Genomic DNA, 14,748 nt, shown 5'->3' on the forward strand with positions numbered 1-14,748 from the left:
GGCAAGTTGCTCTCCCTTTCTGCAAGCAAAGGCGCAGGTTTACTGGTTTTCCCGGTTCTCACCGGCATTTTAGATAGGGCATTCGGCGGGCCGAACCATGGCAAACCCGGTGCCACCTACGAGGGATTATCGCCAGAGGTTCTTTCCGCGATAGTGAGTACATTGCATCAGTCGTACGAGGGCCCGCGGGGCAGCAAGACCGCAGACCTCCCGTACTCCGCAGGTCAATCTGAGCCTTACCGGCCGGTAGTCGCGGAGAAAGAGAGGAGCAGTTCAAATGACGAAAATTGCATTGGTTCTACCGTTCGTCCTGATCATCGTAGCGCCGTTTATTGGCAGGTGGCGGGCGAACGTCTGGTTAAGGAAGCATTCGCAGCGCGAGCGCTCCGAGCAGTTGGCAACGGGTTCGCTCGCCGAAACAGCATAAAGAGCTGTAAAGAGGTTGTACTGCAGCACTCACTGAATGAGCGCATATAGCAAAGGACCGTAGCCAGGGCTAAAAGGCAGCGGTCCTTTTTTTCTGCGCCTCCTTTTGCCATCCCTCACGGAAGCTCCTCAGCATGCGGTTTCATCTCATGCGAGGGATCATTCGAGCGAAGTCCGGGTCCCCACCGCTCTTGTGTGGGGTGGAACGCTCGAACCGCACTTAAAATCATTCCACCAACACACGATGCCCGAAGAACCCTCCATCGCCGCGCGCACCATCTTCCGGTTCTACAAGTCGGTGCTCTCGCCCGTGCTGCACATCATCAGCCCTTCGCAGTGCCTCTATCTCCCCACCTGTAGCGAGTATGCCTACATCGCGCTCACGCGTTTCGGCGCAGTTAAAGGCGGCTGGCTCACACTGCGCCGCCTGGCCCGCTGCCACCCCTTCGCCAAAGGCGGCCTCGACCCCGTTCCCGACCGGTAACTTTTTGTTGGTTAGCAGTTACGACGATTTTGCTTCTCTTTTGGCCTGCGCTTGAGCAAAATATCTCCTGCACCATCTTGTTGTGAGGATTTGCCGAGTTGATGATCTCCTGCCTGAAGACCCTGCGCCTAGTTGCGCTAGCAAGTATCTGTGTCCCCGCTGCTGCCTTCGCAGCAACTCCGCCGGTTTTCCCGGTGCTTACCTACGAGCCCTACGCCGTCACCTCTCCTCTCGCTATGGCCGAAGGCGACCTCAACGGAGACGGCATCACTGACACGCTTTACGCCTCTGCGTCCACTGCAGCAGGATCGACGACGCTGACAGCAGCCTTACGCTCCGCCAATCCAGGGGCTGCTCCCACCCTCGCCACCTCAACGACGATTGCCTCCACGGCCAACTCAATACTCCTTGTAGACCTGAACAACGATAAGAAGCTCGACGCCGTCGTCACCTGCATCGACAGCAACAATATCGGCACTGTGGCCATCCTTACCGGCAACGGAGATGGCACCTTTACCGCGGTGGGCGCAATTCCCTATTACGGCCGAAAGGTTCTGGCTGCCGATCTAAATGGAGACGGATTTAACGATCTCGTCATTCAGGCTGCTCCTTTTGCCAATCAGCCGAATCAATACGTCGTAGTACTTAACAAAGGGACTTCCATTCCCACCTTTGCGTCTCCTGTCACCTACTCCAGCTACCCCACCACTCCGGCCGGCAACGATCAGATCCTTATCGCTGACATCAACATGGATGGTAAGCCCGATGCTTTGCTCGGAGCAGATGATCATGACTTTGGTGCGTGGGCTGCCTATGTTTTGTCTGGCGACGGGAATGGAAACTTCACAACAAGAGTGAACCTGGGGGCCGGCACTCTTGCCGTTGCCGATTTCGATGGTGACGGCAAGCCCGATATGGCCAGTTACGCTGTCGGCATAAATTCTGGATCAGGCTACATCCTTATCGAGTTTCCAAACTCCGGAAAAAATGCCGTCAAGACACTCGTTAGCTCGGGGACAGCCAACGTCCTTCCCCTCGATGTGAATGGAGACGGCAAACTCGATATCGTCCTCGCCGGTCATACAGCCACCATCCTCTTCGGCGATGGAACAGGCGCGTTTACCGTAGGAAAGTCCTATGCCGCACCCGGGACCTTCTATACCGCGCGCAAGGGCGCTTTGGGAATGGACCTGGTATACGCCACGCCCGCCGGCTTTTATACCCTGCATAACGATGGCAAGGGAGTCTTTGATGGCTTACCGTCTATCTATTTCACCGACAGCCCGGTCGTTGGCGATTTCAACGGAGACGGCCTGACGGACCTTGCGGGGGCCGAGAGCGCAGGCGGGGTCTATTCCATCTTCGGCCACGGCGACGGAACATTTACCTTTCCAACCGGCACTCCGGTACTGCCCTACGGCAGTCTTCCCGTTCGCGCGGACTTCAATGGCGACGGTATTCCCGATGTTGTGTATGTAAATCAGGCCGACACGGAGAGCCCTGCCTTCTCCTGCTGCTCCGGCTCGATGCTGAGGTCCGCTAAGGGAAATGCCGACCACACCTTTACCTCGGTCCCCAACTACGGCAATATCGGCTCCGCATCTCCGGTTAGCTCCTATTCGTATCCCCGGGGAATTGTTGCAGGTGACTTCAATGGCGATGGCAAGATGGATGTTGCCATCTCCTACAACGACACCGTTCTCCAGCATCGGAGCGCTCTCGTCATCATTCAAGGTAACGGCGATGGGACCTTCGCATGGGACGGCTCCTATTGGGCCATCTCAACGACCGTGGTGCAGGGACCGGCTGGTATCGACTCCCGTCCTTTCGCCGCCGACCTGAACGGCGACGGCAAGCTCGATCTCATCTGGGGAGCCAACGCCTACATCAACCAGGGCAATAACAACTTCACCGCGTTGCCTCTACCCGCCACAGGGACTCCGCTTCTGCTCGCCGATCTCAATGGAGACAAATTCGCCGACATTGTCATCGACAACGCTGTTTACGCAGGCAAGGGAGACGGCACCTTCCTTCCCACGCCAATCGCCACCATCGCTACGCCAACTGGAGCAAGCTTTGTCACCGCCAACACCGGAGACATCGACGGCGACGGCAATCCTGATCTGGTCATCCAGTCCATGGCGAGTCTTGCGACCTTCACGGTCGCTTACGGAGATGGAAAGGGCAACTTCACGACTGACCCGAATGTATACACGACCGGATCTGTGCGGCCCGTGACCGCGACATTTGCGCGGCTCAACAACTCTGCACTGCCACTAAACTCAGGCAAGCGCCTCGACTACGTCGTCTTTACATCCGGCGCAGCCGTACCGATGTTCAACCGGAACAACCCGTCACCCGTCACCACGCGCGGCCTGACTGCGAACCTTACTCTCGCCCCCGGATTTTCTCCGATGCGGCCCCTCGCTCCGGCGTCATTCACTGCTATCGTAACTTCCTCAGGCACTCCAATTCCGACTGGCACGGTCACCTTTACGGGACAAGATGGCAAGGCTCTGGGAACAGTCGATATCGCTTATTCAACGGCCAAGATCCAGACGCCCTTTCCCTCTGAAGGAACGTACTCTGTCTCCGCCACATACTCGGGCGATTCCAATTACGCCCCCACAGGACCGGTTTCAACATCAATCATCATCGCCCGACAACCGACTGTAATGAGCCTTCTTCTCCTGGGCAGTTATCTTGCGCAGCGCCCGGCACAGCTCAAGGCCCACGTTTACGGGTATAACCCCACAGCATTGGTCACCTTCTATGCGAACGGCAATGCCATTGGCACAGCGCCAGTGCAGACAGAATTCGCCACGCTCAACTATAACTTTCCCACCGTAGGAACCTACAGCATCACGGCGAGCTATCCCGGCGACGCATCGAACCTGCCTGCGACTGCCGATGCAGTGACAATTACAACGAACCCTCCGCCGGACTTCACCATCTCCGCCTCGCCCGACACCGTTACCGTCAACGCAGGCGACAAGGCATCCTGGCCCGTTACCATCACCTCCATCAATAACTTCTCCGGCTATGTCACCATGGGATGCCAGGCAGACAGTTGCGGCACAACTCAGGTGTATGTCAGCCCCACAGTTCCGGGCACAGTGACCTACTCGGTTCAGACCACCAAGCCATCCGCTGTCCGTCCGAGCGTGCGTATCACTCCTGTGGCAGCCGCTGCACTGTTACTCTTTGCGACCGGCAGAAGAAGACGGCTGCGTCTGGCGCCGCAGATGCGTATCGGCCTCTTCGTGCTGTGCGCGTTCTTAGGCACGACGATGTTCTCCGGATGTTCTTCCGGCACCTCTTCCAGCAGCTCCGGATCATCCTCCGGCACGACAGGCAACCCACCCAAAACCTATAGCCTCGTGATAACAGGTGCGGATATTCCTAACGGAGTCCTGCACACCTGCACACTGACTCTGATCGTCAAATAACAGCGTCGGAAACTCACTTCGCCGCGTACCCCCGCCACAGATACTCCAGCGCTTCCGGCAAAGTCTGCGCCTTCACTGTTCTGTCTGTGTGGCCTGCGTTTTCCGCGAAGACGAACTGGTAGTGGTAGCCCTTCGCCTTAAGCACCTTCGCCATGCGCTCGTTCGCCTCTACCCAGTCGTGCATGTTGTCGCGCATCGCATTCGGGTTGTAGAGGTCCCTGTCGCCGACCTCCATCCACAGCCGTATCGGCTTCGGCGGCGAGTTAGGAATCAGCGTCTCGTGAAACCCCCACGCACCGTGCGGGGTCTCCGCATTCGGCGGCCACTGCTGGTTCACGTAGGTGCCAGAGTACGTGAGCACGCGGTGATACCACTCCGGGTGATACCACGCCATGATCAGCGCGCACGATCCTCCTGAGCTTCCTCCCATCGTCGCGCGGGCGTCCGGGTTGCGTGTCAGCTTCACGTGGGCCTTCGCCTCGACGAGAGGCAACACCTCCGTCTCGACGAACTCCGCGTACCGGCCCGACATCGTGTCGTACTCGAGGCCACGCTCCGAGCCCTGCGCATCGCCGCTGCCGTTCGCGATCGAGATCGCCACCATCGCCGGAACCTTCTTCTCTGCAATCAGGTTGTCGAGCGCGGTGAACAGCATCTTGTCCGGCCCATCGGCCCCGACGATGAAAGGCGCGGCCGTCCCCGCAACATACTGCTTCGGCACATACACAGTCACCTTGCGCGTGTAGGGAGCAGGATGGCTCGTCGTCACCACCAGCTTCGCCGGGTCCTTAGGGTCGGGGGCGCCAAAGGTCCACGGCTCGCGCGCGATGCCGGGATAGATCTTGCTGTCCGCTGAGTTCATCGTGAATTCGATCACCGTGCCCTGCGGCACGCCCTCGCGTACCTGCATCGCCGGTGCGGCATTGTGCGTCGGCCCGATGATGAAGTCGCCGTCTTCATTCGCGGTGGGCACCGTACCATCCGCAAGCACCTTCGCCGCCACATACCCCTCAGAGTGAGGGTCGCGCACCGGCATCGAGGGGCGCGGAGGATGCAGCGCCGTCCCAGGCTGCGTCGGCGTTGCCATCTGTGGGACCTGCGCCGTCGCAAACGCAACACACCCCGCCAATCCAACTCCAACCGCTACCTGCAAGATTCGCCGCATCGCAATGCTCCATTTGTATCCGGCGAGAGTTATATCACCGCATCACCAACCTGCGAGCGTGTCATTCCGAGCGGAGCGGCGCAGCGCGAAGTCGAGGAATCCCCGCATTTTCTTCATTCCAGCCGCAGACTCGTCAGGGCTGCGGTCGCCCCCTCAAAAAAACGCGACAATCCACTTGCGCGCATAGTCGAAATCCGATATAGTCGGTTTTCGACCGAGAGGCACCGATGAAAAACGACCCCAAAACCTCGCCGCCGCTCTCCACCGCGGCCCAGTACATCCTGCTGGCGCTGGCCAGCGAAGACCTGCATGGCTACGGCATCATCCAGGAGATCGCCCGCCAGACCAACGGAGACTACCGTGTCGGCCCCGGCACGCTCTACGACAACCTGAAAAAGCTGATGGACCAGAAGCTCGTCATCGACGCTCCGCGCAACACCAGCGGCAAAGACGACGAAGACGACCGCCGCTTCTACCGCCTTACCCCTGCCGGGAAGTCCGTCCTCTCCGCCGAGGTGGATCGCCTGCACAACATCGTCGTCGAAGCGCAGTTACGTCTGCGGGCCAGGAGGCCGCGCAACGCATGAAAACCCTCCTTCGTCCCCTCTATCGCGTCATCCTCTGCCTGCACCCCTCGGGCTTCCGCGCCGAGTTTGCCGATGAGATGCTCTGGATCTTCGATGAAGAATCTCAAAACGGCCACGCGCTTCCGCTGCTTTGGGACGGCGTCCGCTCCATCGTCGTGCAAAACACGTTTAGGCCGGAGACCGCTCACGCGGAAGCCGTCGGCGGAATCTACGTCGAGATCGACTCCACGATTCCCGCCGAACGCATCGCGCAGCAATGGCTCGTCACGCTAAGCTGCACGTTGAGTCTCGCCATGTTCATGAGCATGATGGTGCCCGGTGTGGCCATGCCCCTCGGCCGTCTGCTGTACAGCACTGTCCACCGAAGCTCGACGCCAACGGTCTCGCATAGCAACACGATATGGAAGCACCACCCTGAGCACTTCATGAGCAGGTAACACAACACACATTCGCAAGCGACAAGACGGAGACAGCAATGAGGAAGCCGAGCATAGGACTTGCGGCTGCAGTGGGAGTGTTTGTCTTTCACGCAGTCTTGAACGCGCAACCGGGCGCATCCACCGATTCCACGCCCGATTCCACGCCTCACAAGATCCAGATGGTGCAGGTGGAAAAGGATGTCTCGCTCGAAGTGCTTGATTGGGGAGGCACCGGACGCCCCATCGTCCTTCTTGCCGGCCTAGGCGACAATGCGCACGTCTTCGATAAATTTGCGCCGAAGCTTGCTGTTAACTACCATGTCTACGGAATCACCCGACGCGGCTTCGGCGTCTCCAGCAAACCTGAGTTCGTAACTGCGAATTATACGGCGGCACGACTTGGCGAAGATGTTCTTGCAGTGATCGAAGCGCTCCATATTGATCGACCTGTGGTCGCTGGACACTCGGTCGCTGGCGAGGAGCTCAGCTACCTCGGTAGCCGGCACCCAGATAAAGTCGCTGGCCTTATCTATCTCGACGCTGGCTACCCCTATGCCATGTACGACAAGGCAAACGGCAATTTACTCATCGATACCATCGACCTGCGTAACCAGCTCAATCAGATTCTTCCTGGCGGCACTCCTGTCGAGGATCAGAAAAAGGGACTTGACGAATTTATCGTCCAGCTTCGCCTCGTCGAGAAAGATGCCATTCGGCAGCGGGAGAGTATGGAGCACATGCCGCCTCCGCCTCCCGGACCTCGCCGCCCTGCTCCCCCTTTCGCGGTCGCCATCATGACTGGCCAGCAGCACTTCACTACCATCAGTGCTCCTGCACTCGTCATCTTCGCCGCTCCACACGATCTCGGCCAGATGATGAAGGACAAGCCCGAGTTCCGCGCCGCCATGGAAGCCAACGACAAACGCAACACCGATACTCAGATCGCCGCCTTCGAGTCGCAGGCTCCCTCCGTGCACATCGTTCGCATCCCAAACGCTAACCACTATGTCTTCCGCTCGAACGAAGCCGACGTCCTCCGCGAGATGAACGCCTTCATCAGTACGCTTCCCGCAACAAACTGAGGTCACTCATGCTTGAGCTTCGCGACATTCACAAGCGCTACTCCAGCATCTCGGTCGTTACCGGCGTCAGCTTCATCGCGCGCCCCGGCGAGATCACCGGCTACCTCGGCCCCAACGGCTCCGGCAAATCCACGACGATGAAGATCATCACCGGCCTCATTGCGCCGAGTTCGGGCGACGTCCTCTTCAACGGGCGTCCCATCCGCGACGACGTCATGGCCTTTCGCCAGCGCATGGGCTATGTCCCCGAGGAGCCGCACCTCTACACGCATCTCAGCGGCATCGAGTACCTCGTCATGGTCGCGCAGCTTCGCGACATGGACCGCAACGTTGCGAGTGAGCGCATCCGCGGCCTGCTGCATCTCTTCGGACTCTACGGCGACCGCGACGTTCCCATGTCGTCGTACTCGAAGGGCATGAGGCAGAAGATTCTCCTCTCCGCCGCGCTGATGCACAACCCCGACCTCGTCCTGCTCGACGAGCCTTTCTCCGGACTCGACGTCGGATCGTCACTCGTGCTGCGCTCGCTCATCGAAGAGCTCGCGCGCCGCGGCAAGGTCGTGCTCTTCAGCTCGCACGAGCTCGAAACGGTGGAGCGTATATGTTCGCACGTCGTCATCCTGCATCGCGGGAAGGTCGTCGCCGACGACTCCATCGAACATCTGCGCACGCTGATGGAGCTTCCCACGCTCGAAGGCATCTTCGCGCAGCTCGCCATCGAGCACGACTTCAACGCCATCTCGCGCGAGATCGCGGACCTCATCCATGCGTAGGAACCTTGCCACTTATGACGACTTATCTGCTCCGATCGCGGACGTCATGATTGCCATGGCCGATCTCATCGCTGTTATCGCAGACCTCTTTGTCGCCATAGCAGATGTCCTCTTTGCATTCGCAAACGCTCTTGTCAGAACTCCATACGCACTTACAAATTGTCATTCCGGCCGAAGGCCGCAGGCCGTAGTGGAGGAATCTGCTTTTCACCCGTAGCGCCACAAAACTCCGGGTGCCCCATCCTTCACGCAGTGAAGGGGTGAGAATGAACAACGCCAAACCTTGTAAGCCTTGTCATTCTGAGCGAGCGAAGCGAGTCGAAGAACCTGCATTTTCTTACCAGGCAAGCCATCACGGAGAGCATCCATGCCATCATCCCTGCACCGCCTCCTCTTCCAGTTCCGCGTCCTCTATCGCGTCTTTCTCCTCCGCGTCATCGACCTCGAGATCCTCTCCACCGATGGCGACCCCTCGCGACTCATGGGACAGTTCGCCGCGGTCTTCGGCTCCATCAGCTTCTTCAGCACCTTTCCTGTCCCGTACATCCTCTGGGGACGAGAGCCCCTGCCCGCCCCGGCGATGTACATGTTCGAGCACTATCTCATCGAAACCACGATGACCATCGCCGGCCTCATCGCCGTGCTCGCCTGGGACTCCGCCTTTCCCGACCGCCGCGACGTGCTCGTGCTCGGCCCGCTGCCCGTGCGCGCGAGCACGCTCTTTTTCTCGAAGCTGGCCGCGCTCTTCGCCGTCCCCTCGCTTGGCATCATCGCATTCAATTTCTTCGCCGGGGCCGGCTGGCCGATGGTCTTTGCCGTTGGCCTCGGCAGCGAGGTCAGCCTGCTACGCACCCTGCCCGCCTACTGGCTCACTATCTTCGCCGCCGGAGCCTTTGTCGTGCTCACCGAGCTCGCCATACAGGGACTCGCCGCCAACCTGCTCCCTCGCCAGTTGTTCCTTCATCTCTCTTCATTCCTACAGGCAGCCCTGCTCTGTCTTCTTCTCTCTGCCTACTTCCTCGGGCCTTCGTTCAACTCTCCCGCAGCAATCAGTGCGCCGCAGAACCAGCACATGCTCCAGTGGCTTCCCGCCTACTGGTTCCTCGGCCTCTTCAATCAGCTCAACGGATCGATGCGCCCTGAACTGGTCCCGCTCGCTCACCGTGCATGGAACGCACTTGGCCTCGCCGCAGCCGGAGCGCTCGCAGCACTTCTGCTCTCTTACTTCCGCATGTTGCCCCGCATCGTCGAGCAACCCGACATCCTGCCTGCCACGCGAGCACGCTCACTCAACCTCGGCAGCTCGCTCGCTGGAGTCATCACCCTCTTCAGCCTGCGCACGCTGCTGCGCAGTCGCCAGCACCGCATGATCCTCAGCTTCTACGTCGGCATTGGGCTGACCATCATCCTTGGCTTCATCCACACAAAGTTCATTGGACTCGCGGGTTCCCTCGGAAGCATCAGCACGACCTTCCTCCTGGCCAGCATCCTCACCGTCTCGCTGACGGTTCTTGCACTGCGTGTCGTCATCGCCATCCCCATCACGCTCAAGGCCAACTGGATCTTCCGTGCCACGCAGGTGCGTCCTGCGCACACGTACCATCGCGCCGTGCGCATCTCGCTTCTCCTGCTGGGAGTCGCTCCCGTGCTGCTCGCCCTCTCCGCAGCATTCTTCACGCACTATGCGGCATTGCAGATTGCCGGACACATCGCGGCTATGGCTCTGCTCGGTGCGCTCATCGTCGAGCTATGCCTCTTCACCTTCCAGAAGATCTCCTTCGCCTGCTCGTATCTTCCCGGCAAGGCGAACCTGCACTTCGTCTTCTGGGCAGCGCTGATGGGATCGATCTACTGGCTCAAGCAGGCCGCCGGCTTTGAGGGCCGCATGCTCGATAGCGCGAGCGGGTTCCTCCTCATGGTCTTCGTCCTTGCCGTTGCAGCCGCGGCCATGCACCTGGTCACCAGTGCGCGGGCGCGCCAGACCGAGGAACTCGTCTTTGAGGAAGACCCTCTCCCCGAAATCGTCTCGCTAAAGCTGAACAGTTGACGCTACAGCTTGTTCCGAACCAGCTAAGCCCCGGCTGGAACCAGCCCGTGCCGCGTCATAATCTCCCGCACCTTCACCATGTCCGGCTTGCCCGGCCCATTCACCACTTTGCCGATCTCTTCGAAGTACCGCCGTCCGATCGTGCCCGGATTCAGCACCACCATCGCCTTCGCTGGAACATCCGCCAGGTTCGCGTGATGATGCACCTGCCCCCGCCGTATCAGCAGCGACTCGCCCGGCCGGATCTCGTGCCACTCGCCGTCCCGCATCGTCGTCATCGTTCCCTCGAGTCCGTAGATTACCTCGTCCACGGCCACATGGAAGTGCGGCTCCGGAACTCGCGCTCCGGGAGGCACCATGAACTCAAACATCACCAAATCCCCCGAGCCGTCGTTCTCATCCACATGAAATCGAAGCTCCAACGCTCCTAGACGCAGTAACGTACCCACTTTTTTTCTCATTCATGCCCCTCTCGATCCCGCCAAAGTCTAGCAGGCCCCATCCCCTGTAGAAAGTGAACCTTCCCCGCGACCGTCTCCCCCTGATTTACCATAGAGACTGCGTCTTTCCGCGCGCTTTGCGCGTTCACTCAAGCAGCACCACAGAACAGGAACACCCTTGGCAGAGTTTAAGAACCCCAATCAGCAAGGCGGAGGCGGAACCGACAACCGGTCGCTCTTCGTCATGATGTTCGTCATGCTCGCCGTCTTCTTCGGCCTCAGCTATTACCGCCAGAAGACGAACCCGAAGACCGTGTCGCCCAACGCCCCAGCGGCCACGCAGTCGCAGCCAGCCGCACAGCAAAACGCGGCATCTGCTCCTACCGTCGCTCCGGGTGCCCCATCTTCGCCGCCGAAGGCGGCTAAGGTGGGTTCAGCCCCCGCCGTGCAGGCCGCGGCCGAGCAGACCACCGTCGTCGAGAACGACCTCTACCGCATCGAGTTCACCAACCGCGGCGCGCAGGTCAAGAGCTGGATCCTCAAGCAATATAAGGACTCCGACAACAAGCCGCTGAACCTCGTCCACACCCAGGCGGCCGACCAGTACGGCTACCCGCTCTCGCTCTACACCTACGATGCCGCGCTGACCACCGAACTCAAGCAGGCGCTCTATGTGCCTTCGGCCACCGGCCAGGTCGCCGCCCCCGGAAGCATTACCTTCCGCTACTCCGCCAATGGCCTCGACGTCACCAAGACCTTCGGCTTCGACGATACCTACATCGTCCACGCCGATACGCAGGTCACCCGCAATGGCTCGCCCGTGCGCGCGCTGCTCGCCTGGCCCGGCGGCTTCGGCGACCAGGACAACGCACTGGCCTACTCCGGCGCCCAGGTTGACTTCTCGCGCGGCGCCGCTGAAGAACATCGCGCGCCCAAGAAGGTCTCTGGCGGCGACACCATCAACGGACCGCTCGACTGGGCCGGCGTCTCCGACGCCTACTTCGCGGCGATCTTCCTACCCGACAACCCGGCAAACGCGACCTTCGCCACGCTGCACAACGAGCTCGACGTCGCCAAGACCATCAAGCGCACCGGCTTCGGCTCCAGCTCGCCGTCGACGAAGGCCATCAACGTCCCCATCCTCGGCGGTGCGGTCGGCGACATCAACGGCCACACCCAGACGCGCATCTACGCCGGGCCCAAGGCCGTCAACGTGCTGCGCAACATCTACTCCACTTCGGTCGACGGCAAGCGCGTCTCGCTCGAGCCTCTGCTCGAGTTTGGCTTCTGGGGCCCGGTCGGCAAGGTCCTCTTCCTCTCGCTCCAGTGGATCCACTCTCACATCGTCGGCAACTGGGGATGGGCCATCATCATCCTGACGCTCATCATCAACGTGCTGCTGCTTCCGCTGCGCATCAAGACCATGCAGTCCGGCCTCAAGATGCAGCGCATTCAGCCGCAGATGGACGCCATCAAGGAGAAGTACAAGAAGTACAAGATCAACGACCCCAAGCGCAACGAGATGAACGCCGAGATCATGAAGCTCCAGAAGGACAACGGCGTGAACATGTTCGGCGGCTGTATCCCGACCCTGATTCAGCTCCCGCTGCTCTTCGCCTTCTTCTCCATGATCCCCAAGGTCGTCGAGCTGCGCCACGCCTCATGGGGATGGCTGCCCGACCTCACCGCCGCCGACCCTTGGCACATCCTGCCGATCGTCATGGTCGTCAGCCAGTTCCTGATGCAGTACTACACGCCTTCGCCGGGCGTCGACCCGCAGCAGCAGAAGATGATGGCCTTTATGATGCCAGCCGTCTCCGGCTACTTTGTGTGGACCTACGCCTCGGGCCTCGGCCTCTACTGGGCGGTCGGCAACTTCTTCGGTATCGCACAGCAGTGGGTCATGAACCAGACCTCGCTCGGCAAGGAGATGCGCGAGATCGCCGCCAAACGCGCGCGCCGCAAAGCCGGAGCACCCGTCATCCAGGGCAAACGTTGAACATCGTCACAACGCAACACTTGAAGGGCTCCGTTCGCGGAGCCCTTTCACTTGTCTTGTCATTCTTCACACAGTGAAGGAATCTGCTTTTCGTTAACTCCTTATCCCCTTGTCATCCTGAGCGAAGCGCAGCGGAGTCGAAGGACCCGCATTTGCACTTTCCTTGTAGCCATCGGCGAGGTGAAAGAATGCGGGTCCTTCGACTGCGTTATTGCTTCGCAATAACTCTCCGCTCAGGATGACAATCTTTGAGGAAGGGATTCATCCCAGACACGGGCTTTGGGTAACGCGGTGCCCATCCATGCGAAAGGCATGGGTGGAAATGAAGCGCTCAGAACGTCGAACATTTCTCCTCTTCATGCGTATAGAAAAGGTAGTGTCTTAAACTCATCCTTCCAACGGGAGCCACCGCACTGACTACCTCCAGGCAGCGCCTCACAGCACTCGGCCGCGCACTCCTCTTCTGGATCGCCTGCGCCGCCGTTCTCATCATGGTCTCTTCTCTCGCAGGGCACCAGTCCGGTTACCGCTCTATGGTCATGGTCGAGCTCGCAGCCAGCGCTCTTACCTTCGGCCTCATCCTCGCCTTCGCGCGATGGGACCGTCTCCGCCTCGACAGCATCGGTCTTGGCCGCAGCGGTCGTACCGCACCGCGTTTAGCACTTGGAGCGCTCATCGGCTTCACTCTCGGCGCCGCACAGGCCCTCATCTCGCACGCGCTCGGACACACGCTCTGGGTTCGCTCATCTTCCTTCCCGCTCGGTCCGCTCGCTATCGCTACGCTTGCCTTCCTCTTCGGAGCGCTCCGCGAAGAGCTTGCCTTCCACGCCTACCCGCTCTTCCGCCTCGACCGCGACCTCGGCCCCTGGCCCGCGCTGCTCATCGCCACGGCCGTCTTTGCCGCCGAGCACGTCGCTGGCGGCGTCACCTGGTTCCACGCCATCACAGGAGCGGGCGTCGGAGGCCTCTTCTTCGGCCTCCTCGCGCTCATCACCCGAGGCATCGCCATGCCCATCGGCGCTCATGCCGCGCTGAACCTCTCCCTGTGGCTCTTCGGAGCGAAAGATGACTCCGGCCTCTTCCACATCGCAGCTCAGCCCGGCTTCGAGCGAAGCATCGAGAGCAATACCACCACCGCCTACATCCTCGTCATGGGCATCGCAATCGCAGCCGCCCTCATCTACTGGCGGACCGCTACAAAACCGGGTGCCCCATCTTTGCCGCGCAGCGGCTAAGGTGGGCATTCGAGCGAAGCTCGAACAGCATTCCCACTTTCCGAAACCCGGCCAAACTTTCTATCATTAGAAGGCCATGACTGTGATACCTGCCTGGTTTGATAGAAAGTTCGACTTCACCTTTCCCGCCGAGCTTCTGCCCAACCTCGTCGCGCGCCTCCGCGGAACGCCCGCCCGCCTCGACGAAGCTCTCCGCAACCGCCCGCAGAGCGTCCTCACCGAAAAGCCCGGCGAGAAATGGTCGCCGCAGGAGCACGCTGGACACCTCGTCGATCTCGAACCCCTCTGGCTCACCCGCGTCAACGACTTCGCCACCGGCTCCGCCGAGCTGACGCCGACCGATCTCCAGAACCGCCGCACCCACGACGCCAACCACAACGCGCGTCCGCTTGAGGACATCCTCTTCAACTTCCGCACCCATCGCGTCCAGCTGATCCGCCGTATCGAGCAGCTTCAGGGCAATAGCGGCGAGGCGGCCTTCACCCGCACCATCCCGCACCCGCGCCTGAAGACGCCCATGCGACTCGTCGACCATCTCTACTTCGTCGCCGAACACGACGACCATCACCTCGCCGGGATATGGCAACTCGTCGGCAACCGTCCACTTTGATCGCTCGGGACTCCCGGGAAAGACGCGGTCTT

At 60.3% G+C, this 14,748-nt stretch carries 13 protein-coding genes; 11 read left to right on the forward strand and 2 right to left on the reverse strand.

Features of this window, described 5'->3' with window-relative positions; translation table 11 throughout:
• Positions 1 to 277: 277 nt before the first annotated feature.
• The 3 genes from JSS95_07750 to JSS95_07760 all read left to right on the forward strand — a co-directional run bounded on the left by JSS95_07750 (position 278) and on the right by JSS95_07760 (position 4,359).
• On the forward strand, positions 278 to 427 hold the full coding sequence (locus JSS95_07750) for a hypothetical protein (protein MBS1799702.1): 150 nt from the start codon (positions 278 to 280) through the stop codon (positions 425 to 427).
• A gap of 243 nt (positions 428 to 670) precedes the next feature.
• Positions 671 to 910, forward strand: coding sequence for a membrane protein insertion efficiency factor YidD (gene yidD / locus JSS95_07755; GenBank protein ID MBS1799703.1), 240 nt, complete (start codon positions 671 to 673; stop codon positions 908 to 910).
• Positions 911 to 1,008: 98 nt separating this feature from the next.
• A complete protein-coding gene (locus JSS95_07760; GenBank protein MBS1799704.1) occupies positions 1,009 to 4,359 on the forward strand; it encodes a VCBS repeat-containing protein in 3,351 nt (1,116 codons plus the stop codon).
• A 13-nt stretch (positions 4,360 to 4,372) separates the two neighbouring features.
• On the opposite strand, the gene JSS95_07765 is transcribed toward JSS95_07760, so the two are convergent.
• Entirely contained in the window at positions 4,373 to 5,446 is a 1,074-nt protein-coding gene (locus JSS95_07765; protein MBS1799705.1) for an esterase family protein, read from the reverse strand.
• 305 nt (positions 5,447 to 5,751) lie between these two features.
• Here JSS95_07765 and JSS95_07770 point away from each other — a divergent pair, with 305 nt between their 5' ends.
• The 5 genes from JSS95_07770 to JSS95_07790 all read left to right on the forward strand — a co-directional run bounded on the left by JSS95_07770 (position 5,752) and on the right by JSS95_07790 (position 10,432).
• Positions 5,752 to 6,111 (forward strand): helix-turn-helix transcriptional regulator, encoded by a 360-nt coding sequence (locus tag JSS95_07770; protein MBS1799706.1) that lies wholly within the window; start codon positions 5,752 to 5,754, stop codon positions 6,109 to 6,111.
• Complete coding sequence (locus tag JSS95_07775; GenBank protein ID MBS1799707.1) at positions 6,108 to 6,548, forward strand: hypothetical protein; 441 nt, start codon at positions 6,108 to 6,110, stop codon at positions 6,546 to 6,548. The genes JSS95_07770 and JSS95_07775 overlap by 4 nt, the downstream gene beginning before the upstream one ends.
• 164 nt (positions 6,549 to 6,712) lie before the next feature.
• Complete coding sequence (locus JSS95_07780) at positions 6,713 to 7,612, forward strand: alpha/beta hydrolase (GenBank protein ID MBS1799708.1); 900 nt, start codon at positions 6,713 to 6,715, stop codon at positions 7,610 to 7,612.
• Between the two features lie 8 nt (positions 7,613 to 7,620).
• On the forward strand, positions 7,621 to 8,385 hold the full coding sequence (locus JSS95_07785) for an ABC transporter ATP-binding protein (GenBank protein ID MBS1799709.1): 765 nt from the start codon (positions 7,621 to 7,623) through the stop codon (positions 8,383 to 8,385).
• Between the two features lie 367 nt (positions 8,386 to 8,752).
• Positions 8,753 to 10,432 carry a hypothetical protein gene (locus JSS95_07790; GenBank protein ID MBS1799710.1) on the forward strand — a complete coding sequence of 560 codons (1,680 nt, stop codon included), beginning with the start codon at positions 8,753 to 8,755 and terminating at the stop codon, positions 10,430 to 10,432.
• A 23-nt stretch (positions 10,433 to 10,455) separates the two neighbouring features.
• On the opposite strand, the gene JSS95_07795 is transcribed toward JSS95_07790, so the two are convergent.
• Positions 10,456 to 10,893 carry a cupin domain-containing protein gene (locus JSS95_07795; GenBank protein ID MBS1799711.1) on the reverse strand — a complete coding sequence of 146 codons (438 nt, stop codon included), beginning with the start codon at positions 10,891 to 10,893 and terminating at the stop codon, positions 10,456 to 10,458.
• A gap of 157 nt (positions 10,894 to 11,050) precedes the next feature.
• Between JSS95_07795 and yidC the strand changes: the two genes are divergently transcribed.
• The 3 genes from yidC to JSS95_07810 all read left to right on the forward strand — a co-directional run bounded on the left by yidC (position 11,051) and on the right by JSS95_07810 (position 14,716).
• Complete coding sequence (gene yidC / locus JSS95_07800; GenBank protein MBS1799712.1) at positions 11,051 to 12,871, forward strand: membrane protein insertase YidC; 1,821 nt, start codon at positions 11,051 to 11,053, stop codon at positions 12,869 to 12,871.
• 539 nt (positions 12,872 to 13,410) lie between these two features.
• A complete protein-coding gene (locus tag JSS95_07805) occupies positions 13,411 to 14,106 on the forward strand; it encodes a CPBP family intramembrane metalloprotease (protein ID MBS1799713.1) in 696 nt (231 codons plus the stop codon).
• A 76-nt stretch (positions 14,107 to 14,182) separates the two neighbouring features.
• Complete coding sequence (locus JSS95_07810) at positions 14,183 to 14,716, forward strand: DinB family protein (GenBank protein ID MBS1799714.1); 534 nt, start codon at positions 14,183 to 14,185, stop codon at positions 14,714 to 14,716.
• Positions 14,717 to 14,748: the final 32 nt, after the last annotated feature.

It is taken from the genome of Acidobacteriota bacterium, assembly GCA_018268895.1.
GTDB lineage: Bacteria > Acidobacteriota > Terriglobia > Terriglobales > Acidobacteriaceae > Edaphobacter.

Coding starts and splice junctions, on each gene's coding strand:
- JSS95_07750 (MBS1799702.1), top strand. CDS start 278: ATGACGAAAATTGCATTGGTTCTACCGTTCGTCCTGATCATCGTAGCG.
- JSS95_07765 (MBS1799705.1), bottom strand. CDS start 5,446: ATGGCAACGCCGACGCAGCCTGGGACGGCGCTGCATCCTCCGCGCCCC.
- JSS95_07770 (MBS1799706.1), top strand. CDS start 5,752: ATGAAAAACGACCCCAAAACCTCGCCGCCGCTCTCCACCGCGGCCCAG.
- yidD (MBS1799703.1), top strand. CDS start 671: ATGCCCGAAGAACCCTCCATCGCCGCGCGCACCATCTTCCGGTTCTAC.
- JSS95_07775 (MBS1799707.1), top strand. CDS start 6,108: ATGAAAACCCTCCTTCGTCCCCTCTATCGCGTCATCCTCTGCCTGCAC.
- JSS95_07810 (MBS1799714.1), top strand. CDS start 14,183: ATGACTGTGATACCTGCCTGGTTTGATAGAAAGTTCGACTTCACCTTT.
- JSS95_07805 (MBS1799713.1), top strand. CDS start 13,411: ATGGTCGAGCTCGCAGCCAGCGCTCTTACCTTCGGCCTCATCCTCGCC.
- JSS95_07785 (MBS1799709.1), top strand. CDS start 7,621: ATGCTTGAGCTTCGCGACATTCACAAGCGCTACTCCAGCATCTCGGTC.
- JSS95_07790 (MBS1799710.1), top strand. CDS start 8,753: ATGCCATCATCCCTGCACCGCCTCCTCTTCCAGTTCCGCGTCCTCTAT.
- JSS95_07795 (MBS1799711.1), bottom strand. CDS start 10,893: ATGAGAAAAAAAGTGGGTACGTTACTGCGTCTAGGAGCGTTGGAGCTT.